25 protein-coding genes are annotated in these 22,392 nt (G+C 64.9%); 10 read left to right on the top strand and 15 right to left on the bottom strand.

The features are described from left to right. Positions 1-70 precede the first annotated feature (70 nt). Entirely contained in the window at positions 71-376 is a 306-nt protein-coding gene (locus H9532_RS09805; RefSeq protein ID WP_296367883.1) for a metalloregulator ArsR/SmtB family transcription factor, read from the bottom strand. Between the two features lie 170 nt (positions 377-546). On the opposite strand from H9532_RS09805, the gene H9532_RS09800 reads away from it, so the two are divergent. Further along, positions 547-1,827, top strand: a complete 1,281-nt coding sequence (locus H9532_RS09800; RefSeq protein WP_296367881.1) for a glutathione S-transferase family protein — start codon at positions 547-549, stop codon at positions 1,825-1,827. A 3-nt stretch (positions 1,828-1,830) separates the two neighbouring features. On the opposite strand, the gene H9532_RS09795 is transcribed toward H9532_RS09800, so the two are convergent. Further along, a complete protein-coding gene (locus tag H9532_RS09795) occupies positions 1,831-2,004 on the bottom strand; it encodes a hypothetical protein (RefSeq protein WP_296367879.1) in 174 nt (57 codons plus the stop codon). A gap of 77 nt (positions 2,005-2,081) precedes the next feature. Between H9532_RS09795 and H9532_RS09790 the strand changes: the two genes are divergently transcribed. Both H9532_RS09790 and H9532_RS09785 read left to right on the top strand, forming a co-directional pair. Continuing rightward, the gene (locus H9532_RS09790; protein ID WP_296367877.1) at positions 2,082-2,633 is read left to right on the top strand and encodes a DUF2808 domain-containing protein; all 552 of its coding nucleotides are present in this window, start codon (positions 2,082-2,084) and stop codon (positions 2,631-2,633) included. Between the two features lie 137 nt (positions 2,634-2,770). Then, entirely contained in the window at positions 2,771-3,181 is a 411-nt protein-coding gene (locus H9532_RS09785; protein WP_296367875.1) for an AraC family transcriptional regulator, read from the top strand. Here the strand turns inward: H9532_RS09785 and H9532_RS09780 are convergent. Next, entirely contained in the window at positions 3,178-3,603 is a 426-nt protein-coding gene (locus H9532_RS09780; protein WP_296367873.1) for an SgcJ/EcaC family oxidoreductase, read from the bottom strand. The genes H9532_RS09785 and H9532_RS09780 overlap by 4 nt on opposite strands. Before the next feature lie 51 nt (positions 3,604-3,654). On the opposite strand from H9532_RS09780, the gene H9532_RS09775 reads away from it, so the two are divergent. Beyond that, entirely contained in the window at positions 3,655-4,311 is a 657-nt protein-coding gene (locus H9532_RS09775) for a ParB-like protein (protein WP_296367871.1), read from the top strand. Positions 4,312-4,348: 37 nt separating this feature from the next. Further along, on the top strand, positions 4,349-4,813 hold the full coding sequence (locus H9532_RS09770) for a universal stress protein (protein WP_296367869.1): 465 nt from the start codon (positions 4,349-4,351) through the stop codon (positions 4,811-4,813). Here H9532_RS09770 and H9532_RS09765 read toward each other — a convergent pair. After that, complete coding sequence (locus tag H9532_RS09765; protein ID WP_296367866.1) at positions 4,804-6,303, bottom strand: peptide ligase PGM1-related protein; 1,500 nt, start codon at positions 6,301-6,303, stop codon at positions 4,804-4,806. The genes H9532_RS09770 and H9532_RS09765 overlap by 10 nt on opposite strands. A 76-nt stretch (positions 6,304-6,379) precedes the next feature. On the opposite strand from H9532_RS09765, the gene H9532_RS09760 reads away from it, so the two are divergent. After that, a complete protein-coding gene (locus H9532_RS09760; RefSeq protein WP_296367863.1) occupies positions 6,380-7,702 on the top strand; it encodes a DUF2252 domain-containing protein in 1,323 nt (440 codons plus the stop codon). Here the strand turns inward: H9532_RS09760 and H9532_RS09755 are convergent. The 5 genes from H9532_RS09755 to pyrC all read right to left on the bottom strand — a co-directional run bounded on the left by H9532_RS09755 (position 7,699) and on the right by pyrC (position 12,056). After that, on the bottom strand, positions 7,699-9,024 hold the full coding sequence (locus tag H9532_RS09755; protein WP_296367860.1) for a carbohydrate porin: 1,326 nt from the start codon (positions 9,022-9,024) through the stop codon (positions 7,699-7,701). The two genes, H9532_RS09760 and H9532_RS09755, sit on opposite strands and share 4 nt — an antisense overlap. A 69-nt stretch (positions 9,025-9,093) precedes the next feature. Next, positions 9,094-10,131: a phycobilisome rod-core linker polypeptide gene (locus H9532_RS09750; protein WP_296367857.1), complete on the bottom strand. Its 1,038-nt coding sequence runs from the start codon at positions 10,129-10,131 to the stop codon at positions 9,094-9,096. A gap of 144 nt (positions 10,132-10,275) precedes the next feature. Further along, positions 10,276-10,449, bottom strand: a complete 174-nt coding sequence (locus H9532_RS09745; protein ID WP_296367854.1) for a hypothetical protein — start codon at positions 10,447-10,449, stop codon at positions 10,276-10,278. A gap of 78 nt (positions 10,450-10,527) precedes the next feature. Then, the gene (locus tag H9532_RS09740; protein ID WP_296367851.1) at positions 10,528-10,854 is read right to left on the bottom strand and encodes a hypothetical protein; all 327 of its coding nucleotides are present in this window, start codon (positions 10,852-10,854) and stop codon (positions 10,528-10,530) included. Positions 10,855-10,946: 92 nt separating this feature from the next. After that, complete coding sequence (gene pyrC, locus H9532_RS09735; RefSeq protein WP_296367849.1) at positions 10,947-12,056, bottom strand: dihydroorotase; 1,110 nt, start codon at positions 12,054-12,056, stop codon at positions 10,947-10,949. Positions 12,057-12,097: 41 nt separating this feature from the next. Between pyrC and H9532_RS09730 the strand changes: the two genes are divergently transcribed. Further along, entirely contained in the window at positions 12,098-12,385 is a 288-nt protein-coding gene (locus H9532_RS09730; RefSeq protein WP_296367847.1) for a DUF167 domain-containing protein, read from the top strand. On the opposite strand, the gene H9532_RS09725 is transcribed toward H9532_RS09730, so the two are convergent. Further along, positions 12,354-14,210, bottom strand: coding sequence for a sensor domain-containing phosphodiesterase (locus H9532_RS09725; RefSeq protein ID WP_296367844.1), 1,857 nt, complete (start codon positions 14,208-14,210; stop codon positions 12,354-12,356). The two genes, H9532_RS09730 and H9532_RS09725, sit on opposite strands and share 32 nt — an antisense overlap. A 55-nt stretch (positions 14,211-14,265) precedes the next feature. Further along, positions 14,266-16,014, bottom strand: coding sequence for a GGDEF and EAL domain-containing protein (locus H9532_RS09720; protein WP_296367843.1), 1,749 nt, complete (start codon positions 16,012-16,014; stop codon positions 14,266-14,268). Between the two features lie 216 nt (positions 16,015-16,230). Here H9532_RS09720 and H9532_RS09715 point away from each other — a divergent pair, with 216 nt between their 5' ends. From H9532_RS09715 to H9532_RS09705, 3 genes are read left to right on the top strand one after another with little or no spacing between them, the layout of a single operon-like run. Next, a complete protein-coding gene (locus H9532_RS09715) occupies positions 16,231-17,106 on the top strand; it encodes an ABC transporter substrate-binding protein (RefSeq protein WP_296367841.1) in 876 nt (291 codons plus the stop codon). After that, positions 17,103-18,074 (top strand): ABC transporter substrate-binding protein, encoded by a 972-nt coding sequence (locus H9532_RS09710; protein ID WP_296367840.1) that lies wholly within the window; start codon positions 17,103-17,105, stop codon positions 18,072-18,074. Before H9532_RS09715 ends, H9532_RS09710 begins: the two co-directional genes overlap by 4 nt. Beyond that, on the top strand, positions 18,071-19,279 hold the full coding sequence (locus H9532_RS09705; protein WP_296367837.1) for a GGDEF domain-containing protein: 1,209 nt from the start codon (positions 18,071-18,073) through the stop codon (positions 19,277-19,279). The genes H9532_RS09710 and H9532_RS09705 overlap by 4 nt, the downstream gene beginning before the upstream one ends. On the opposite strand, the gene H9532_RS09700 is transcribed toward H9532_RS09705, so the two are convergent. The 4 genes from H9532_RS09700 to H9532_RS09685 are packed head-to-tail and all read right to left on the bottom strand — an operon-like array spanning position 19,276 to position 22,325. Beyond that, positions 19,276-19,824 carry a potassium channel family protein gene (locus H9532_RS09700; protein ID WP_296367835.1) on the bottom strand — a complete coding sequence of 183 codons (549 nt, stop codon included), beginning with the start codon at positions 19,822-19,824 and terminating at the stop codon, positions 19,276-19,278. The two genes, H9532_RS09705 and H9532_RS09700, sit on opposite strands and share 4 nt — an antisense overlap. Further along, complete coding sequence (locus H9532_RS09695) at positions 19,821-20,978, bottom strand: FUSC family protein (RefSeq protein WP_296367834.1); 1,158 nt, start codon at positions 20,976-20,978, stop codon at positions 19,821-19,823. Before H9532_RS09695 ends, H9532_RS09700 begins: the two co-directional genes overlap by 4 nt. Then, a complete protein-coding gene (locus H9532_RS09690; RefSeq protein WP_296367832.1) occupies positions 20,968-21,156 on the bottom strand; it encodes a hypothetical protein in 189 nt (62 codons plus the stop codon). Before H9532_RS09690 ends, H9532_RS09695 begins: the two co-directional genes overlap by 11 nt. Continuing rightward, positions 21,153-22,325 carry a hypothetical protein gene (locus H9532_RS09685; protein ID WP_296367830.1) on the bottom strand — a complete coding sequence of 391 codons (1,173 nt, stop codon included), beginning with the start codon at positions 22,323-22,325 and terminating at the stop codon, positions 21,153-21,155. The genes H9532_RS09690 and H9532_RS09685 overlap by 4 nt, the downstream gene beginning before the upstream one ends. Between the last annotated feature and the right edge of the window lie 67 nt (positions 22,326-22,392).

Below are 22,392 nucleotides of genomic sequence, written 5' to 3'. Positions count from 1 at the left end.
AGGCCTCGGGTGGCCGGCAACCCTGCGGGGGCTTTGCAGGTGTTCGAGGGTTGTGGGGGTGCCTCACCTCTTAGAGGATGGCGGCCAGGGCATTGAGCTGTTGGCGGCGCGAGGCGAGCATCAGTTTCTCGGCCTGGGCCATCAGCTTGAACACCGCCTTGTCGTTCACCTCGTAAAACACCAGGGAGCCCTGGGGTCGTCGCTGCACGACGCCGGCGATGGTGAGCAACTTCAGGTGCTTCGACACCAGCGCTTGGCTCAGGCCCGTTTTGTCCACCACCGCGGTGACGTTGAGGGGCCCGTTGCGGAGGGCCTCCAGCACGGCCAGACGATTCGGCTCTGAGAACACCTTGAAGTACTCGGCCAGGTGCTCCATAGGGGTGATCAGCGTGTGGGCAGCGTAGCCCTTGCCTGTGTTTTCAAGATCCTGTGATTGCGAGAACTGCGTCAACACGATTCCGTTGCATCGGCCTCAACGGCTCAGCCCTTCAGCGACGCATGGCGTGTTTGAGCGATGCTGGACCCATGCATCCACCCGCCCCATCGATGGCCCTGGCTGAGCCCTTGAGCTGGCAGCAGCTGGAGGAGCAGTGCGATCCCTGCAGCGAAGCAGAGCTGCAGCAGCGGCGAGTGGAAGGCCCCACGAATGCTCAGGCCCGCCTGCGTCTGTTCGGGCGGCCGGAATCCGAGGTGCGCGTCACCCTCTATCGCGATCACCACGCCTGGTGCCCTTATTGCCAGAAGGTGTGGCTGTGGCTCGAGGAGAAGCGGATCCCCTATCGGATCCGCAAGGTGACGATGTTCTGCTACGGCGAAAAGGAGCGCTGGTTCAAGCAGATCGTTCCCTCGGGGATGCTGCCCGCCCTTGAGCTCGATGGTCACCTGATCACCGAAAGCGATCTGATCCTGCAGGCACTCGAGGAGGCGTTCGGCCCCCTGGGCGAGGGGATGCAGAACCCTGATGTGTTTGCGCTGCGCCAGCTGGAGCGGCGCTTGTTCCGCGCCTGGTGCCAGTGGCTTTGCTACTGCGAGGGAGAGGGGCCGCAGACGGCGCCGGCGGAGCAGCATTTCGCGCGCATGGCCGGCCTGGTGGAGGAGGCATTGGAGGCCACCCCGGGCCCCTTCTTCCGGGAGCACTTCGGTACGGCCGATGTGATCTTCGTGCCGTACCTGGAGCGGATGAATGCTTCACTCGCCTACTACAAGGGATACGGCCTGCGCACGCAGCACCCGGCGATCGATCGCTGGTTTGCCGCCCTTGAGCAGCGCAGTACCTATCTCGGCACCCAGAGCGACATCCACACCCACGCCCACGACCTGCCGCCCCAGATGGGTTGCTGCCTGGCCAGCGGCAGCGCCGAGCAGCAGCGCGTGGCGCGCCTGATCGATCAGGGCCCCTGGCCCACTGATCACGCCGCCCACCCCGCTGTGGTGGAGACCCGCCAGAGCCCGCCGTCCACGGCTGTTCAGGAAGCTCTGGCCCGCATGCTCCGCCACAAGCAACGGTTGCTGGAGGTGAACCCCGAAGGTGCGCGCCGCAGCGCCGCTGCCGGCCTTGCCCTTGATCAGGCCCTGCGCTGCGCGCTCACCAATCTGCTGCGCGATGCTTCGCTCCCCCCGCTGGCCCCGCCGCCGGGTACGGCCGCGGGGCTGCGCTACTGGCGTGATCGCATCAGCGTGCCGCGCGACATGAGCCTGCACGCCGCCCGGCGGATGCGCAGTGCCCTGGAGGCCACAGCTGCGTTGGCCGGTGATCAGCAGGGGCCTGAACTGCCACGGCAACACCGCCGTGATCAGAACCCACAGCCGTTTTTGCAGGCGGTCTGAGGATCAGCGCAGGTTGTGGCCTTCGCGTTTCGCCATTAGATAGCGCACCAGCTCCTCTTGGAGGGTGAGCAGCTCACGGGTGCAGCCGCGGAAGGCGGCGCGATGGCGGATCTCGTCGTGGCGCGTGTTCAGGTCGCGCAGCATCAGGTCGATGGCGTCGAGTTCAGCTCGGTTCATCGATCCGGCAGACAAGCTTCCTGACCCTATCAACGGCCTGAACCGCCGCTACCTTGCGCCCAGCTGATGCTGGCCGGATGGCAAACCCCTGGATCGTGCCCGCCCTGGTGGCTGCGCCCCTCGTGGCCGTGCAGGTGGTGTCCGCACCTGTTCAAGCCCTCGAGCTTGATGGTCAGACCTGGTTTGCGCGCCCCCCTTGGAAGGTGACGTTCACCAACTACTACGCCTATGTGGGGCAGACGGCCGCCATCTATTACTTCACGATCACGTTGCCGGATGAGGCCGGTGCGGGGTTGGGCGCTCTGGTTATCCAGCAGACCCGCGGTGTGGACCGCAGCTTCCAGTTCGCTCCGGCGCGCACCCAGGCGTTCGTGGGGTTGCCGCGCCGGGAGGGAGCGGCGATTCCTGTGCAGGCCAGCTTTGATCCGCAGGCCCGCCGCATCACGGTGCAGTTCCCTCAGCCGCCGCAGCCGGGGCAGACGATCACGGTGGCGCTCAAACCCTGGAACAACCCGTTCCAGGCCGACACCTACATGTTCTCAGTCCAGGCCTTGCCGGCAGGCCCCAACCCCGTGCCCGCCTCCCTGGGTTTTGCCACGATGCCGATCTTCGATGGCATCAGGCTCTGAACTGTGCCTGCTCGGTTGTGCAGGCTCTGGTGATTGATGCAGATTCGGTATAACGCGCAATCTTGTGTTGTGCCTTACCACTTCAGGCTCAGCTGTTGCGTAGGTTTCCACTAACGCACTAATGCCCCGGCGGTGGAATGGCGCCTCACTCCCTCATGCTTGCGGCCTCGACGGCGGATGCAGGGGTGATGGCCGAGCTGGCGGCCTACGTGGCTGAGCATTACGCCAGCCCGCTACGCATGGCGGATCTGGCCCGCCATTGCCATGTGAGTGCGCGCACGCTGCAAAACCTCTGCCATGCCCACTGCGGTGAAGCGCCCCTGAAGGCTCTGCGCCGCTTTCGCTTGCAGAAATTGCATGGCCAAATACACAGCAGGCCTTGGACTCCGCTGCGCCAGCACTACCTCAATTGTGGTCTCACCGGATCGCTGGCAGATCGCGATCTGTTCCTCGAGATGTATGGCTGCACGGTGCGTGAGCACCAGGATGCCTGCCGCTACAAGAGCTCCAGCGAACCGCGTGTTGCTGAGCTCAGCCAGAGCGCTTAAACGCTGGGCATCAGCGAGGAATGGTGGTGCTGAATCAGCCAGCGGCCATCGCTGAACACATACACAAACGTGTAGCGGGCTTGCACCTGATGGCCATCGGCGAAACGAAAGCTGTAGGTGCCGGCTGCCATCGCTTCGTTGCAGCCCAGCTGAATGCTGCGGCTGTCGATGTGCCCCTGCGGCTCGCCGGCCAGGAAGCCTGTGAAGTAGTCGCGGATGCCGGCGGGGCTCGTGCGGGGCTGGCTCGAGAGGGTGGGCAGCAGCAGGGCGTCGTTGCTGTACAGCGCCTCCACCTGATCGGGATCGCCGCTGCGCAGGGCTCCGTTCCACTGATCAAACAGCTGCGCCACTCCCCGGGCATCCATCGGCGCGCAGGCTTCGGCGGCCCGAACCGGCAGCGCCCAGCCCAGCCAGAGCAGCACGGCCAGGCAGGCGCTGAGCCACGCCCTGGCAAATCGGCTTAAGGTCAGCCGATGGCGTTGCGGTTGCCCCCCTACCAACCGTTGCCGGCTCCCACCGGTGATGAGGCTGATCTGCTGGAGGTGCCGTTGCAGGCGCTGCAGCCCACCCAGCTGTGTGTGGGCATGGCTGAGATCCGCAGCCGCCAGCTCGATTTCGCCGCCGACGATGCCAAGCAGCGGCGCCGCTACCTCAAGCGCAAGCCCACGCCGCTGGTGCGCAGTGCCGCCGGCGAGTTGTGGATGGTGGATCGCCATCACCGGCTGCGGGCCTTGCTCGAGCTCGATCCCAACGCCACCGCCTTCGGTTATGTGGTGCTGCAGCTGGAGGTGTCGGAGCGCCACGCGGTGCTCGAGCAGTTGCATCAACGCGGCTGGCTCTACCTCTATGACGGCCGCGGCCTGGGGCCGCTCCACCCCACGGCTCTGCCATCCAGCCTCAGCGGCACCCAGGACGATCCCTACCGCAGCCTCGTCTGGAAGCTCAAGCGCGAGGGCCTGGTGGCCGCTGCTCCGCTGATCCCCTTCCATGAATTCCGCTGGGGCGCCTGGCTGCGCAGCCGCAATCTGCCACCGTTCAGCTCGGAGCGCTTGGATCCCGCCCTGCCGGCGGCGCGGGCGCTGGTGCGCTCCCAAGCGGCTTCCCATCTGGCTGGTTGGATCGCTGCTTAGTACCTAGCGTTTTGGTGAAGGCCGCGCTGGGGTTGCCATGGTTCGTCATCTCCTGGTGCCGATCGACGGCTCCGATCTCTCCGATACAGCGGTGCGTGCGGCATTGGCGTTGGCGAAGCAGAGCGGCGCGCGGGTGAGTTTCTTCCATGTGCAGCCGAGCTACTACGGCCGGCCGGATGTGGCGATCTACGGCGAGGGTTTGGTGCTCGATCCAGCCCTCAGTGAGCAGTTCAGCCAAGCCAATGCCCGCTTCGCCGCCACGATTTTGGACAAGGCGCTCGAGCAGGCCCGGGCCGAAGGGGTGGAGGCCAGCAGCGACACCTGCGTGAGCCCGCTGGTGCATGAGGCGATCCTCGAGGCCGCTGAACGGTTGGGCTGCGACCTGATCGCCATGGCTTCCCATGGCCGCCGCGGTTTGGCCGGCTTGTTGATCGGCAGTGAAACCCAGCGGGTGCTCACCAAGGCGCGGCTGCCGGTGTTGGTGATTCCGGCTCAGAGCTGAGCCTGCAGCTGGCTGGCCCGGGCGATCAGGCCATCGGCGGTGGCGCGATACACCGCTTCGGCTTCCTCGGCGCTTCTGCCGATGCAAGTCATCCCGAGCTTGCCGTATTCCGACAGGCAGCCCAATAGATGAAACACGCTGCCCCGCAGCCGAGCCGGGTCGTAGTGCAGATCGGCCTCAGCCACGATGTCGATCAGATCAGCGGGCAATAACCCCCGCAGTTGCGGAGCGGTGAGGTTGTCGGTGGCGGTGTAGTACACCGCCTGGCCGGTGGGTGCCATGAACAGGCCCGTGGCTGGATCCAGCCGCCCGGTGGTGATCGCCCGCAGGGCCATGGTGGGGTGGGTGGTGCCCCCCTGGCGCAGGTTCACCTCGATCGCCTGCAGGTCCCAGTTGCCGTTGATGCGGCGGGCGATGAAATCCACGGCGTAGCGCTCCAACGCCCCTTCCGCGGCGAGCGCCTCCCCTACGGCCTGGCCGTGGCGCATGAGCTCCAGCCGGTAAGGCTCCTCGGCAGGGAAGCGGCAGCCGAGATAGGTCTGCCCGCCAGTACCCCCCAGGATCTGCTCATGGGTGGAGAGCAGCTCCACCCGGCCACCGGGGTGGATGGTGCCCTGCACGCTGGGGGAACTCAGCGAGTCGCCGCCCTCCAACCAGGCCTCCACCAGCGCCCCTTGGTGGGTCAGCAGCTCCTGCCAGAGCGCCGCTGGCATTGGCAACTGATCCAAGGCCGCCAGGATCCGCAGGCGACGCTCGCGACTGTTCAGCTCCGCCAACTGCAACGGCGCCAGCTCCAGGCAGGCATTGCCTTCGCCGCTGATGCCCTCATTCAGCTTCACCACACAGCGGCGCAGCTCGGGATGTGCTTCCCACAGCTCGGCGGTGGCTTCCGCCAGGTCGGAGAGGTTGAAGGCGAGGTCGCTGCCGGGGGGATGGGGCACGCCGCAGCGCGAAAACAGGGCGCGGCTGCCGGCTTTGCTGCCCCAGTAGCCCAGGGCGGGATCGGTGCCGAGCAGCGGCACCTGCAACACCTCGGAGAGCCGTTTCTCCAGTTCAGTGACCACAAAACAGCTGATGAAGCTGCGGCCGGGACGCAACAAATCGCGGATGCGGCCGAGCAGGGCGGGGCGCTCCAGCAGTTTGGCGGTGAGGGGGCGGTTGGAGGCGTCGTCGGTGTCGAACAGGTGCAGGCGCCGGCGGGCGTGGGAGGTGGGCACGCCCGGCATCAGCTCGAGCACCGCATCCACCACCAATTCCGGCAGCAGCTTGCTGGTCACGTAGATGGCGCGCACACCGGGATCGCGCAGGCGCATCAGCGAGAACAGTTGCCGTTCCTCGTAGTGATGCGCTCCGGTCACCAGGGCCATCAGGGCCTGCTCCATCGAGAGCGATGGCACCACCAGCACATCGAACTGGCTGCCGTCGCCGTTGTGCTCACAGCCCCAGTCGGGTTGGAGCTGCGCCTGAAGCTCCTGGAATGACAGGGCCATGAAGAAGTCAGTGCGGATTCACCACCGCCTCAATCTGCCTGCTATTCGGTGAACAGGGAGCCGTGTGGCGCAGCAGATGGCAAGCGTGGAGGCCTGTCTTGAAACCTGGCAGGCCTGTGCCGAGCGGCCGGATCCGATCGATCTGCTCGAGCAGCAAAATGCCAACCGTCTGCCCTGGTTGATTGCCGAGCGACACCGGCGCATGGCCAAGAGCCCGTTCGCCTGGTTCCGCGGCACGGCAGCCGTGATGGCCCGTGACTTGGGCTCGATGCCCAACAGTGGGCTGACCGTGCAGCTCTGCGGCGATGCCCATCTGCTCAATTTCGGGTTCTACGCCTCACCGGAGCGCACGTTGGTGTTCGACATCAACGACTTCGATGAGACGTTCCCGGGCCCGTGGGAATGGGATCTCAAGCGCCTGCTGGTGAGCCTGGTGTTAGTGGCCCGGCCGTTGGGGCTGGATCGCGATGAGCAGGGCTGGCTGGTTCGCAAGGTGGCTTCGAGCTATCGCAAGGCGATTGCGGGGTATGCGGCCATGCCCACGCTTGAGCTGTGGAGCACCCTGCTGCACGTGGAGCAGTTTGTGGAGGAGCAGCGCAGCGGCCCCTTTCGCCAGCACCTGCGCGCGGCGGCCGCCTCGGCGCGTCGCCGCAGCGGCAGCCAGGCGGTGGCGCGCTACGGCGAATGCCGGGCCGATGGCGGCTGGCAGCTGCGCCACGAGCCGCCCCTGCTCTGGCGCCACCGGCAGATGGATCCAAGCTTCTTCGCCCAGCCTGATCACGACCACGCCCTGGCTGTGTTGCTGGAGGGGTATCTGAGCACGATTCAGGCGCACCGGCGTCACCTGATCAGCGGCTTCCGCATTCTCGACACCGCCTACAAGGCGGTGGGCGTGGGATCGGTGGGCACCCGTTGCAGCATCGCCCTGTTGCAGGGCCCCCATCCCGATGACCTGCTGTTGCTGCAGAGCAAGCAGGCGCTGGCCTCGGCCCTGGCAGAGCCCCTTGGACAACGGCAGGCCAGTGCCGACGTTCACCAGGGCCAACGGGTGGTGCAGGGTCAGCGCCTGCTCCAGTGCGTGAGTGATCCCTTCCTGGGCTGGACCACCACTCCTGGCCACCACAACATGTACTGGCGCCAGCTGCGGGATTGGAAAGCTTCGCTGGCGGTGGAGGCGATGAAACCCGATGCCCTGAAGGCCTATGGCCGTCTTTGCGCTTCGGTGCTGGCGCGGGCCCATGCCCGCTCCGGCGATCGCTTCACCCTGGCCGCGGCGCTGGAGGGGCAAAAGGCGACCGATCGCGCCCTCAGTGTGGATGCCATCGCCTACGCCGATCAGGTGGAACACGATCACGGTCGCCTGCTGCAGGCCATGGCCTCCGGGCGGCTCAACAGTTAGAAGTTCAGCTGAATCTGCACCCCGGCCGCCAGGATCCCCGGCACGGGTTGCAGTGTGCCGCTGGGGTTGAAGATCCACTGCAGCGTGGGCTGCAGATTGAGGCTTTGGTTGATCTGAATGCGGTAGCCCAGCTCGAGCATGCCTTCGTAGGCGCTGCTGCTCAGTTGGTTGCTCAGCCCGCCTCGGCCAAGGCCCAGCAGGGCCACATCCAGAGGGCGACCAGGTAGGGGACCCTGCACCACCAGGCCGCCCCCTACAAAGGTGGGGGCGATCACCTGAGAGGCATCCGGCGCATAGGAGGCGCCGAGCCAGAGGCGGTCTGCGAGCCCCAGCGGTAGCCCGCTGGGCAGCGTGAGGCTGCCGTAAACGCCGTTGCCGTTCTCGCTGGTGAGAAATCCACCGAGGCTGAGCAGGCCGTCCGGCAGCTGGTTCTCCACGCTCACCGGGGCCGGGCAAACGCCGCGCCGCTGGCTCCAGCGCACGATTCCCCGCTCCGTGCGGCAGGCCGGCACGGGCTGGGCGTTCATCGCGCTGGGCATGAGATCGACCTGCAGAAACTGCGCGACACCGCTGTTGGGCCCGATACCGCCATCGGAGAGGCCGAGCCAGCGGGAGAGGGTGTCGGTGCTGCTGAGATCGAACAGGCCATAGCGCAGGCTCAGCTCGGGGCTGGCATGGGCCGTCACTACACCGCCGAAGGCGGTGTAGGGATTGATCGGCAGGCCCGCCACGGTGATGTTGAGCGTGTTGTTGAATGCTGAGTGCACGTAGTTGCCGAGCACCGGCACTTCCACGAAATCCGGATTGATCGGCAGGATGCCGGCTTTCACGTTCAGCCAGCCATCGCCGTGCTGCCTTTGGATCGCGATTTCCGAGAGGTAGAAGCCAGCCGGGTAGGCCACCTGCTGCAGCGGAAACAGCGCCCCAATGGCGGTGTTGTAGTAGGCGTCTCCGGCGTCGTGATTCACGGTGACGCTCAGCTGCCAGTGGTCCAGTTCATGCCAGTTGGCGCTGGCTTTGTTGAGGCCTGAACTGATGTCGAGGTTGAGCGTTCCCTGTTGAATCCAACTGCCCGCAGAGCGCTCCCCACCCAGGGGATTGAACAGCGGCTCGGCCGTCACGCTCAGCGCCAGCTGCATCCAGTCGGGCAGCTGAAGCAGCTCCTGCACGCTGGGCCAGGGAGCGCTTAGGGAGATCGGCTCAGGCGGCTGCTCCGCAAGCGGCTCGGCTTCAGCGCAGCGAGCCGGGCTGGCCAGAGCCAGAGCTGTGATCAGGCCCAGCAGCCCATGCGCCCGCCTGGGAAGGCGGCGTTGCTGGCGCATCACTGGGGCCTCAATCCGGCGACAGGATCTGCCCTGCGGCCGGATTTGGCAACCACCAGGGAGGGATGATCAGCCCTTCTTGGCGCGGCCTTTGCCCTTGGCAGGGGCTGCCTCCGCTTGGGCGGCGGCCAGCGGCAGCGGCGCGAGTTCGCCTTCGCCGCTCACCACCACGCTCACCACGCGGCCGCCCTGGCGGATCACGCGCTGCAACGCCTCATTCATGCGGCTGAAGGGCACGCGGGTGGTGTAAGCGCCATGGCGGAGGAAGCGATTGTTGGCGATGCCCGTGGCGGTGATCGTGACCACGCGGCTGCCTTCGCCGGCGGCACCGGCGCTCGGGCTCGACACCAGCAGTTCCTGGCTGCGGAAGCCGTAGGCCGGGGTGCCATCGATGCGGCGGGCGTTGCTCAGCTCGGCCACCGGCAGCTCGCTGCTGTCCGAAGTGGCGGCGCGGAACGGGCCATCGGTGCTGATGTGGGCGTAGCGGCTGGCGGCCGACACAGCCACGGGCACCGGCCGGTTCTGGTGGAGGGCACGGCCGAGCTTGAACTGGGTGCCACTGCCATCACCTTTCGCTGAGGCGGCAGCACCCCGGGCCAGCTGCATCAGCCAGCTGAATTGGCGACCTTCATGGCCAGCGGTGTAGGTCCAGCCGTGGAGGTGAGGAACCGTGTCGTTGCCGAAGTTGCGGTTGTACTCAGCGCTGTCGAGATAGGAATCGATCTCGGCGTCGTAGCCCTGCTCCTGCAGGATCGTGAAGTGGTGGAGCATCTCCTCCTTGTTCTGAGGAGCGCGGCCCAGCAGGTGTTTGTGGTTGAGCTCAATGAAGCGATAGGGGTTGCAGTTCTCGAAGAAGCGCGAGCGATACAGCGCGCTCTTGGCCACGGTGCGCACCAGCTCGCGCACATTCAGGTAGCCATTGCGGAACAGCGATTCAGCGCCGGTCAGGCGCTCATTGCTCATCAGATATTGGCCGCCCAGCACCTGCTGATACACCGCGCGGATGATCGCGTTCAGATCATTGTTGGAGGCATGAGGCCGGTGCTCTTTGCGTTGTCCGGCGGCAAAACGCTCAATGCCCAGGGCAGGTGCTTGAACGAGAGACATAACGTTCGGGCTGGCAGGGTTGAACCAGCCGGACCGTAGGGGCGTTGTTCGCCGTTGTCTGCCAAACGTTGCGAGCTCTTTACGCCGCCTGATCGCGGCTGCAGAGACCACCCTGCCGCGTTGATTCAGGCCTGTGAGGGTGCATCAGTGGGGATGAATCTCATCGAGCACCTGACCGCTGGAGCACACTGTGCGGCAGGTGCGCTGTTGCTGCCGGCTCAGTTTGCGGGCGGCGATGTAGGCGAGGAGGGGATTGGGGTAGGTCTTGCTGGTGTTCCAGCTGCCATCGGTGGCCTGCATCAGAACCTGGGTTTGCATGGAGCTCGGCCTCCTGAAATCCGTTGGGCCGGACCCTATGGAGCGATGCAGCCCGTTTAGGTAACAGCGGCTACCGATTTAGGAATCTCTTCCGATTTGCGCCTGACCCGGCTTGGCCCGTTGCAGTTGTTCAGCGATCTGCTGGCAGCGGGTGCCGGCACGCAGTTGCGGCTCAGAGCTGCGCACCTCGAGTTGGGCTTCTCGGGAGCGGCTGCAATTCCAGGAGGCCAGCACTGTGACCCGCTGGGACATGGGGAGTCCGCAGTTGGGACGATCCGCCGCCAAAACCTGGCTGGCGCTGCTCACGTGCGGATCGATCACCAATCCCAGCTGCTGCAGCGGTTCAGCCAGAGCATCGAGGAGAGCGTCGCTGTCCACGCTGGTGATCCAGGAAAACAGGGCCATCCCGAGCGTTGAGCTTGCTCGCCAGTTAACGATGTGCGGCAGGGTGCATCAAGTGCTTTTCGGCACCAAATGATTAAGAGAACGTAAAGCGCCTAAGCGTTGTTGTCTTCGATGTGCCAGTCCAGCTGTTCTCCGGCATGGAACGGCACGAGCCGGCTGGGCTCCGTGGTGCCATTGGGCAGTTCCAGAATCGCGGGCAGGCCAGGCTCATCCGGATCGGGGGCGCGCCGCTCCAGGGTGACGCTGCCGGCATTCAGCGGTAGGCCGTAGAAGCGGGGTCCGTTCAGGCTCGCGAAGGCCTCGAGTTGCTCGAGGGCGTTCTCGTCGCTGAACACCTGGGCGTAGCTCTCCAGGGCATAGGGCGCGTTGTAGATGCCGGCGCAGCCGCAGCTGCTCTCCTTGGCATGGCGCAGGTGCGGGGCTGAATCGGTGCCCAGGAAAAACTTCGGGTTGCCGGAGGTGGCCGCCGCTCGCAGCGCCAGGCGGTGCTGCTCGCGCTTGGCCACCGGCAGGCAATACAGATCCGGCCGCAATCCGCCCTGGAACAGGGCATTGCGGTTGATGTGCAGGTGGTGGGGGGTGATGGTGGCCGCCAGATTGCTGGGGCCCGCTTCCACAAACTGCACGGCGTCAGCGGTGGTGATGTGTTCGAGCACCACCTTCAGAGCCGGGTGCCGCTCCAGCAGGGGCTTGAGGTGGCGCTCGATGAACACGGCTTCGCGATCAAAGATGTCCACCGCTGGATCGGTCACCTCCCCGTGGATCAGCAGCGGCATGCCGATGCGCTCCATGCAGGTGAGCACCGGGGTGATGTGGGCGAGATCGCGCACGCCGGCATCGGAGTTGGTGGTGGCTCCAGCCGGGTAGAGCTTCGCCGCGGTGAACACCCCAGCCGCAAAGCCTGTTTCCAGCTCCGCCGGCGCGATCGTTTCCGTGAGGTAGGCCGTCATCAAGGGTGTGAACCCCGCCGCCGCCTCGGGGCCTGCGCTGCGCTCAAGGGCCGTCAGGATTCGATCGCGGTAAGCGCTGGCCTGCTCTGTGGTGGTGATCGGCGGTTTGAGGTTGGGCATCACGATCGCCCGGGCAAATTGGGCGGCGGTGTGGCCCACCACGGCCTGCAGCAACGCCCCATCGCGCAGGTGCACGTGCCAGTCGTCGGGCTTGCGGAAGGTGAGGGTCTGTCGGGGCGAAGTGCCGGCCATCGCAGTGAAGCCCTGCTGCTGTGCTCTTAGTTTCGTTGTTGATGGAGCCTGCAGCCCCGGAGCAATTGGTGGCAATCCGGGTGCAGCCCCGGGCCAGCCGCGAGCGGGTGCTGGGTCTGCGCGGCGAGGCCATCGCCATTGCCCTGAAGGCGCCGCCAGTGGATGGGGCGGCGAATGAGGCGCTGCTCAAGCTGATCGCCCGCCAGCTGAAGGTGTCTGCCGCGGCGGTGGAGCTGGTGCGCGGCGCCACTGGCCGCAGCAAATGGATTCGGGTGGCGGGCTGGAGCGCAGATCAGGTCAGAGCGGCACTGCTGCGCCCTGGTGCGTGAGCAGCAGGTTGAGGGTCTCCTGCAGGGGCATGGGCTTGGCCAGCAGGTAGCCCTGGCCCCAGTGGAAACCCTGGCGCTGCAGCCACTGGCGCTGGGCTTCTGTCTCCACGCCTTCTGCGGTGGTGTGCAGCTCGAGCGCTTCGGCCATGGCCTGGATCACCTCCAGGATGCGGTTGCTGGGTTGATCGGGGGCATCGAGGAGCTTCACGAAGCTCATGTCGACCTTCAGGCTGTGGAAGGGGAAGCGATTCAGGCGGCTGAGGGAGGAGTAGCCGGTGCCGAAGTCGTCGATGGCGAGCAGCACGCCGCGTTGGTGGAGCTGATCGAGGGTGTGGGCAATGTCGGCTTCCGGTTGCTGCAGGTTCACCTCCAGCATCTCCAGTTGCAGTTGCCAGTTCGGCGGGAGTGGCTCCGCATCAATCAAGGCAAACAGCTCATCGAGGAGCGTGGGGCTCTCCAGTAAGGCGCCTGAGAGGTTGAGGCTCAGGACCATCGCTTGCTGCGGATGCACCCGCGCCATCGCATGACTGGCCGCGATCGATTGGCGGATCATCTGCAGATCCAGCTCCCCCAACAGTTCGGCGCGCTCAGCGGCTGCCAGAAACAGGCTGGGCATCAACAGATCGCCATTCACACTGCGCCAGCGGGCCAGGGCTTCCACGCCCATCAAACGTTTGGTTTGGAGGTCGAAGAGGGGTTGGAAGTGGGGCTCGAGCTGGCCGGTGCTGAGTCCACGGCGCAGTTCGGATTCGAGTTGGAGGTCTTGTTGGGCCTGGATGCGGCTCGCCAGATCAATGCAGCTGTAGTGGCTGCCAGGGCGCCGTGCCGCATTGCGCAGGGCAATGGCGGCATCACTGAGCAGGTCGTTGGCGCTGCTGTAGTTGCCTTGGAAGAGCGCAGCTCCCACAGCCACTTGTGAGCTCAGCAACTGCTGCGCAACGCCTACGGGTTGTTGGAGTTGTTGGGTGATCGCCGCGGCTAGCGCGCCGAGTTGCTCATCGGTGGCGGTGAAGGGGGTGAGCACCAGCCACTCTTGATCGTTGAGTTCGCAGCAGCTGGCGTTATCCGGGAGCAGTGCGGCGAGGCGCTCCTGCAGCTCTTGGCGGAGCACCATGGCGGTGGCTTCGCCGAGGGCATTGGCAATGCGGCGCAACTCTTTGAACTCCAGCCGCATCACCCCGAAGAAGGCCTGGCTGCTCTGGCTGAGCATCAGCTCCACCATGCTGAGCAACTGCTCTTTGCTGGTGAGCAGTTGGTTGAGGCGTGGTGTGCTGGTGGGCGCTAGGCCCTCTTGGGCTTCTGGCGCTGCCTGGGCAGCCTGCTCCAGCAGCCGGCTCTGCCGTTTGAGCTCCATTTGGCGAACCGCGAGCCGTGCCAGGCGTTCCAAGGCCTGGATCTGGTGGGCCTCCAGGTGGCGGGGTTGCTGATCCACCGCGCAGAGGCTGCCGAGGGCCAGGCCATTGCTGGAGATCAGTGGAAACCCGGCGTAGAAGCGGATGTGGGGCTCCTGCAGCACCAGGGGGTTGTCGCAGAAGCGCGGATCCTCGAGGGCGTCTTCGATGATCAGCGGCGTGCGCTGCAGGATCGTGTGGCCGCAGAAGGAGATATTGCGCGGCGTTTCTTTGGCATCGAGCCCGATGCAGCTTTTGAACCATTGCCGGTTCTCATCCACCAGCGAGATGATCCCGATCGGCGTGTTGGCGATGTCGCGCACCAAGGCGCCGATGTCATCGAACGACGGCTCATCCGGGCTGTCGAGCACGCCGTAACTACGCAGCTCCTGAAGGCGTGCGGTGTCGTCCGGAGGGATCGGGGCCTGCAGCATCGGTGCAGGTTCAGCTCTGGTGGTACGGGAAACCTAACCAGCCTGCGACGTGTTGTCAGTTCCCATTTGAGGACATTGCTGTTTGTGCGGTCATCAGCTCCTGCAGCTGTGCAGCGGGCATCGGTTTGCCGAGGAGGTAACCCTGAAAACTGTCGCAGCCTAGGTCCAGTAACTGTTGCCGTTGCTCCTCTGTTTCCACCCCTTCAGCCAGACAACTCAGCCCCAGCTCGTGGGCCATCAGGATCGTGGCTTTCACGATGCTGCGATCGGAGGGGGTGTTCGGTAGATCGCTCACAAAGCAGCGGTCAATCTTGAGCCGTTGCAGCGGCAGACGCTGCAAGCTCGCCAGGGATGAAAAACCGGTGCCGAAGTCGTCAATCGCCAGGCTGACGCCTGCTGCTGCGAGTTGTTTGAGCGTGGCGGCGGCGGCCGAGGGATTGCTGATCAAGGCCGTTTCCGTGACTTCCACCTCCAATTGATTGGGCTCCACCTTCCAGTGATCACAAAGGCTGAGCAGTCGCTGATCGAGGGGGTGCTGATCGGGATCGAGTTGATGGCCAGACACGTTGATCGCCAGCCGCCCCAAGTGGAGTCCTTGCTGCTGCCATTGGCTCAGTTGGGCAACCGCCTGCTCCAAGACCCAATGCCCAATGCTTGCGATCAAGCCGCTCTGTTCGGCCAGGGGGATGAAGCGGTTCGGCGGGATGGTTTCGCCGCGACGGGTATGCCAGCGCAGGAGAGCTTCCGCACCGATCAGACGCTGCTGCCGGTCCCATTGGGGTTGATAGTGCAGCAGCAACTCCTGGCGATCCATGGCGCGCGCCAAGCGCTGCTCCAGGTCGAGGGTTTCGCGAATTTTCTGGCTGATGGCCGTGGAGTACACCTTGCATCCGCCCTTGCCCTGGCGTTTGGATTCGGTGAGGGCTGTGTTGGCCCACTGCAACAGGCTGGAGGCATCGCTGCCATGGTCGGGCGCGATGCTCACCCCCACGCAGGCGCTGAGCTTGATCGGTAGCGGTGTGTCGAGCCGAGGCACCACCTGCCGCAGCGATTCCTGCAGTTGCTGGGCCAGATCAATGGCCTGAGAAATGTTGCCCAGGTTGTCGCTGCGCACCACCAGGAACGTGTCGCTATCCAGGCGGGCCAACCAGTCGCTTGGTTGCAGCTGTTGGCGCAGGTGTTCGCCAGTCCAGTGCAGCAGTCGATTGCCGATCTCAACGCCAAAGCTGTCATTGATGCCCTGGAAGTTGTCGAGATCGAGGCAGAGAATGGCGATCTGGCGGTTGTAGGGCAGTTCGCGAATGCGCTGCTCCAAGTAACTGATGGATGCCAGGCGGTTAGGAAGCCCGGTGATCGCATCGGTGTGGGTGGCCTGCTCCAGCTCCAGTTGCAGATTGCGTTGCTGCGAGAGGCGTTGCAGCGTGCTGACGGTGTACAGCGCTTTGCCGTTGTCGTCGCAGATGGTTTCACCGCGATGCAACACCTGCACGATTTGATCGTTGGCGAGTGCAAGCCGATGCTCCAGCCGGAACGGCCTGCCGCTCAACCACGATTGCCGCACACTGGCGGCGAGTAGGTCACGGTCCTCGGGGTGGACTTGCTCCAGGAGCAGTTCAAGGCTGGCCGGCAGGTTGGGATCAACGTTCAACAAGCGGTAAGTCTCAGGTGACCAGAGCACTTCGCCGCTGCCGTGCTGAATCCGCCAGCTGCCGCAGCGCTGCATGCGCTCCGCTTCCGCCAGGAGCTCACTCACCCCGCCACACAACCGTGGGTTGGCCTGCTCAACCAGGGCGGGATCGAGCACAGATCACCTCAAGGTGAGTGGAGCTTAGGAAGGCCCGCTGTGCTGGCATCGGCGTTGCCAGATCGCCTTCCCTGACTAGCCTGGGACATGATTCCTGCCCCAGTGCGCTCCGTTCACCGCCGGATCTGCCGTGGATCCCTGGCAGCGTTCAGCGCTGCCGCAGCGCTTGGGGTTTTGACCGGGTGCCAAGGCCAGCGCCCAAGCATTGAAGTGCCGGTGTCGAACTGGCCGGGGTACGAATACATGTATCTGGCCCACAAGCTGGGCTTGGATCGGCGCGAGGGGCTTGAGCTGAAGCCTCTGCAGTTCCCGGATCCGCAAACGATCGTGCATGCCTACCTGCGCGGTGATGTGCCCTTGGCCCAGCTCACCACGGTGGAGGCGGTGGATTTGTGCAGCCGTGCACCGCGCCGCTGCCCGGTGGTCGTGTTGATCCTCGATGAGTCGAGGGGCGGCGATCAGATCGCTGTGGCCCGCTCGATCCCCAACCTCGCCGCCTTGAAGGGCGAACCCGTGGCGGTGACCTTCTCCACCTTGGGCCCTTATGTGCTGAGTCGCGCCCTGGACCAGGTGGGCTTGGAGCTCTCCGATGTGCGGTTGCAGAACATTCCCTTGGCGCAGATGCCTGATGCTTTGCGCAAGGGTGAGGTGAAGGCGGCGGTGTTCTTCCCGCCGTTCAGTGATTACGCCGCCCGTGATGGGGTGTCGCGTCCGCTCTTCGATAGCCGCGCCATCCCCGGTGAGGTGTTTGATGTGTTGGCGGTGGATCCGCAGTATCTGGCCCGCCATGGCGACACGATCACCAGGTTGATTCGGGCTTGGGCGGCAGCCCACCAGGCGGCGCGCCAAAACCCTGCTAAGGCCCTTGCCTTGGCAGCCCAGCGCGAGCAACTCAGCCCCGAGGAATACCGCCAGGCGGAGCAGGGGTTGGTGTATTTCAGCCTGGATCAACAAGGGCCGATGTTGCAGCCCGGTGGTGTGTTGGCCCGCAATCTCAAAGCGGTGCAGGCCGTGCAGGAGCGCCTGAAGATCATGGGGTCTGGGGCGCCGGTGCCAACAGTGACCCCCCGCTTTGTGGAGGCCGCCCGATGAAGCGGCGTGGCTTGCTCGCAGCGGTTGTGGGCTCGGCTGGCCTGGCTTTGGGTTTGGTGTCGTGTTTGGCGCCGTGGCGAGAGCGCCAGGTGCGGCTGGCCATTGTGGATTGGCCGGCCTACGAATACTTCTATCTCGCCAGCCGCAAAGGCTTGGATCGTGAGCAAGGCTTCAGCCTGCAGGTGGATCAGTTCGGCTCCCTGCAGGATCAGCGCCGCGCCTTCAGCCGTGGTGATGTCGATGCCATCGCCACCACCCTGCCCGAGGCGATCGCGATTTGCCGCGAGGTGCCGGCCCGCTGTCCGGTGATTGTGCTGGTGTTGGACGACTCCAACGGTGCCGATCAATTGATCGCTGCTGCCCCGCTGCGCTCACCTGCCGATCTCAAAGGCAAACGGGTTGGGCTCGAGCGCAGCGTGCTCGGTGAATTCATGCTCCTGAGCGCTGTGCGCCCCCACGGCTTCGGGCTTGCGGATGTTCAGCTCCGCTACGACAGCCCGAAAGCCTTGGTCGCTCAGCTCAAGCGTGGGGCGCTGGAGGCGGTGGTGACCTACGTGCCCCACAGCGATGCGCTGCTGGCTGATCCTCGTTGGCGCGTGTTGTTCAGCTCCAGCGAGATTCCCGGAGAGGTGGTGGATGTGTTGGCGGTGAGCCCGGAGCTGCAGCGCTCGAACCAGCCGTTGGTGGCGGCCCTGGTGCGCTCCTGGTGGGCGTCTCGCCAGTTGGCCCAGCAAGAGCCGCAGCAATCCACGGCCTTAATGGCCCAGCGCCAGGGGGTGACATCCGAGCAATTTCTGCTCTCCCAGCGCTTGATCCGCTACCCCGATCAAGCGCAACAGGCTGAGCTGCTCGCCCCCTCTGGACCGGTGCAGCGCACCTTGTTGCAGTTGCAGGCTCAGATGCGCCAGGCCAATCGCTTGCCGCAGGGTGTGCCACTGCCCCAGATCGCTCCGGAGTTGGTGCGATGAAGGGGCCGCTTCGGCAACGGGTGAATCGGCGTCTGCTGGGGATTGCCCTGGCGGCGGCAGCGTTTGGATCCACGGCCTTGGGCACGGTGAGTGGTGCCCTGGTGTTGCGAACCACACTCCAGGAATTGGAGAACCATGCCCGCACGCTTGAGCGTGATCTCGCGGGCAATCTCACCAGTTTTCAGCCGATGTATGAGGTGCAGCGGCAGCTGCAGCTGGCAGCGGCATCGCGTGAATTGCGCTCGGCGTTGTTGCTTGACCAACGGGGCCTGATCCTGGCCGCCAGCGACAACGCTCTGGTGGGGAAGCGCGTGCAGGATCTCAGTTTGTCGGATGGTTTGGGCGATCTGGGAGCTCATCTGAGAGCCTGTTTTGTGGAGAGTCAGACCGGTTTTTGCGCACCCGACCGTGCCTCGTCGCTGCTCGATGGCCCCATCCCCTGGGTTGGGGGCGACCACATGGTGCGTGTGTTGCCCACCCCCCTGGCGCTTGAGGGGTTGCCGGCCTTTGGCCAGCAAGGGCTGTTGGTGATCGATCTCGACCTCCAGCCCCTGGTGGGCCGGGCCCTGCAGCTCACGGGGCTGGTGTTTCTGCTTGGTTTGGTGCCTCTCTTCCTCACCACAGGTGCATTGGTGCTTGTGGTGCGGCGCCAGCTGCTGCCGGAGTTGATCAGCCTGGCCCAGACCGACAGCCTCTCCGGTGTGCTCAATCGTGGAGCCTTTCTCGAAGCCGCTGATGAACGGTTGGAACTGCCTGGCTTAGATCAGCCGATGGTGGTGGCCTTGATCGACATTGATCACTTCAAAACAATCAACGACACCTATGGCCATGCTGCTGGTGATGAGGTGATTCGTCGCATGGCGGATTTTCTCAACGGAGCTGTTCGGCGGGGCGATTTGGTGGGGCGCCTCGGAGGTGATGAATTCGCTCTGCTGGTGGCTGCGGCAGCGCCGCAAGCCCATGATTTGTTGGAGCGCTTGCGCCAGCGGGTGGCCTCCCAGCGCTGGACGTTGGCCGACGGCAGTGAGCCGCAACTCACCCTCTCCATCGGCATGGTGGAGAAGGGCAGTGAAGGCCGCCAACACTTGACGGAATTGCTCCAGGCGGCGGATGCCGCGCTGTATGTCGCTAAGGATCAGGGCCGCAATCAGGTGATGGATCTGCAACGCCTCCACCCGATGGGATGGACCGTGCAGACCGCTTAGGGGCTGTTGCGCTGCTGGAGCCGCAGTTCCATGGAACGTTGCACGATGTACACCAGCAACGCGGTGCTCCACCCAGCCATCAGCACCCCGTTCACGGCCAGCCCCACGCTGAGGAGGCGCCAGCAGGTGGGCAAGATCTCATCGCCGTAGCCAACCGTGGTGAAGGTGATGCCACTGAAATAAAAACTGGTTTCCAGGTCTGGCAGCAAACCAAGACCCGCAAACAGCAGCGCCCACATCAGGATGTAACCCAAGAGCGTTAGCACCACCAGCTTGGCTCCGATCAACACCGCAAGGGCTCGGTGATAGGCCTTGGCTGCGCACCAGTGCATCAAGCCCGGGTGGTGGGTCCATTCCGTAATCAGGGTGGTCAGCCCCAGTTGCACCACACAGGCGATCACCAACATGGCGCTGCAGATCAGCAGTTGGATGGCAATACCTGGACTCGTGCAGCCCGCCATCGTTGTTGCAGCCTTGGCCTGGCCACTCAGGGGCACGAGAAGCCCCACGGCACCGAGAAGCAGGGTGCGCTGGCGTGGTGTCATGGGTTGGACCAGGCGGGGAGTTGTGGTTTGGGTAGGCCCAGCCAGCGGGCCTCCTCCGTGGCGGCTGGAAGCAACTGCTTCAGCTCGCCCGCCACACTCGGATTCCTGGCGCCAGCGGTGAGCTGATTGAAGCGGCGCAGGGCCGAATTGGGGAAGAGCAGCAGCCCAACGGCCAGGGCCAGTCCGCAGCCCATCAGGTAGTCGATCCAGCGGTGGGGGATGTACCAGGCCACCAGCGGCCCGTAACCAACGAAGGCCACACCGCTCGAGATCAGGGCTGTGCGCAAATGGCTTTGGCGGTTCAGGGCTGTCATCAGGGCAGCGGTGCCGCCCATCACCAACCCGATTGCGACCTCACTCATCCCGATGGTGTTGAACACCAGCAACGGCATCAGGATGCCGAGGCTCACCCCCACCATGCGATCGCGGACGCGGGCCAGGGTGTCACCGATGCTGTCGTTCAGCAATAACACCACCCCGAAGTAGAGGTATTTCGGGGTGACGGCTCCCAGGCCGACGCCAATCGTGTAGGCCAGGCTGGCGAACACAAGCTTGCGCCAGAAAAACGGAGTGCGCAGCCCTGCTGCCACACGCTCCGCCAAGGGGGGATCGCCCGGAGTAGCGCCAGGGTTTTTGCTGTGCTTGGGTTCAGTTTCGGACGGGCTTGCTGCTGACTCGGGCGTGAAGATCAGCTGCACCAGCGTGCCGATGGTGAGTCCGATCACCAGGGCCAGCATCTGGTCGCGCCAGCCTTCCCAGCTGGGGGTGCCCAGCAGGGGCAACACTCCCGCAACGGCAACCACGCCACTCAGGATCCGTAATGAGCTGGGCAGCAGCAAGGTGATCAGTTGCATCAGCGCCGCCACCAGCCCGAAGGAGAACAGCTCCGGCACGTTGGAGAGCCCGAGCCCAAGGCTCACCCCGATGGCCAGACACACGCCAAAGAGGATCACCAGCACCGGGTAGATCTTCAGGGGCCAACGGCTGAAGTCGGGCCGGATCACCAAGGCAGCAATCACTGCCCCGTAGGCCACCGAACCGCCGCTGAGGCCCACGCCTTTGCAGGCGGCATCGCTGATGGCGGTGGCGAGGCCGATCACCAGGGCTGCCCGCAGGTCTAGCCCCAGCCCGGGCCGGCCTGCTTCAGCCGCCATCGGCGGGGGGGCGTTTGAGCGCTTGGAGCCAGCCCACCAGCACCACGATCAACAGCAATGCCAGCCAGAACCACAGCCGCGGGGGCTGGCTCGCGGCTGTGATCGCCAGCAGGATCAAGGCCAGCCAGGGGGCAGGTTGGCGCCAGGGTTTGAGCCAGCGCTGCAGGGCGTGGTTCATCGTTCCGTGCCTCCCAGCCAACGCAGGAACGGCAGCACGAAACTCACGGGGCTGCGCCGTTCCACAACCACTTCACTTTTGGCGGGCGTTCCATTCTCGAGGCTGAGGTTGGGCCCGCTGCCACCGCCGCTCCAGCGCAAGCCCGAAGGGGTGTCAGCCCGCTCGAGGCTCACCGTGACGATGCGCACCGGGGCGGTGGCCTTATCGGGCAGGGTGGCCAAAGGATCGCCTCCTTCGCCAAATGCCGCCTGACGGCTGCGGGCGATCAGGCTCGTGGCGAGATCGGCGTCACCCACAGCGCGAGACACTTCGGCCAGATCGGCGCTGGCTGGGGCGATGCTTGCGATCCGGCCCTCCACCAGGCCATAGCGTTGTGAGCTGCCGCCATAGCGATCCCGCGTTTGCAGTTGCAAATCCAGCTCGATGGCCATACCGGGTTTGAGGCGGGCCACATCGGCATCGCTGAACAAGGCGATCGCCGTGCGCTCGCCATCGCCTGTGTTGGGCTCGGGGCCCAGGCCAACGGAAGCGAGCCTTTGGCCTGGAACCACCGCCTGGCCAGGGTCCACGCTCAGGCCCAGCAACATGCCGCTGCGCGGGGCGAACACCGATTGGCTCTGGCGCTGGGCCACTAGGGCAGCGCGGGTGGCCTCCAACTGCGCCAGTTGAGCCTGCAGTTCTTTGATGGAGCTTTGGTTGCGCAGGTAGAGGTCCTGCGCTCCCACCCAGAGGGGGCTGTAACGAGGGATCACCTCATCACGGCGCAGGTTCTCCAGGGCTTGAAGCTGCAACCCAACCGGTTGGTTGGCGGTGCGGAGGGTTCCGATCCGCGAAACGATGGTTTGCTTCTGTTGATCGACTGCTTTGATTTGATCGATCAGGGCATTGCTGGCGGGGCCAATCACACCACCACCTGCCGCTTGTTGATCGATGCGATTGATGCTCATCAAGAGCTCCCCCTGTTGCACCGGATCGCCAATGCGGCGGAATACCTCCTGCACCTGACCGGCCGATCGGGCGTAGACACCAACGCGGCTCTCGGGAGAGAGAAGCACGGCACTGCCCTCCACCTTCACCGGCACCGATGGTGCAAGCCCCCATGCTGCGCAGGCAGCACTCACGGCGGCCATAGGCATCAGCTGGGGGATGCGCTCGCTCAGCACCGCCATCGCATCTCGCCGCCGTAGGTGCTGCAATCTGCGGTTACGGTACCTGGCGTTTGCAGCCAAAAGGCTT

This window comes from Vulcanococcus sp. Clear-D1, assembly GCF_014654725.1.
Lineage (GTDB): Bacteria > Cyanobacteriota > Cyanobacteriia > PCC-6307 > Cyanobiaceae > Vulcanococcus.
Note: the sequence above shows the minus strand (reverse complement) of the source record. Positions and strands in the feature narration are given on the sequence as shown.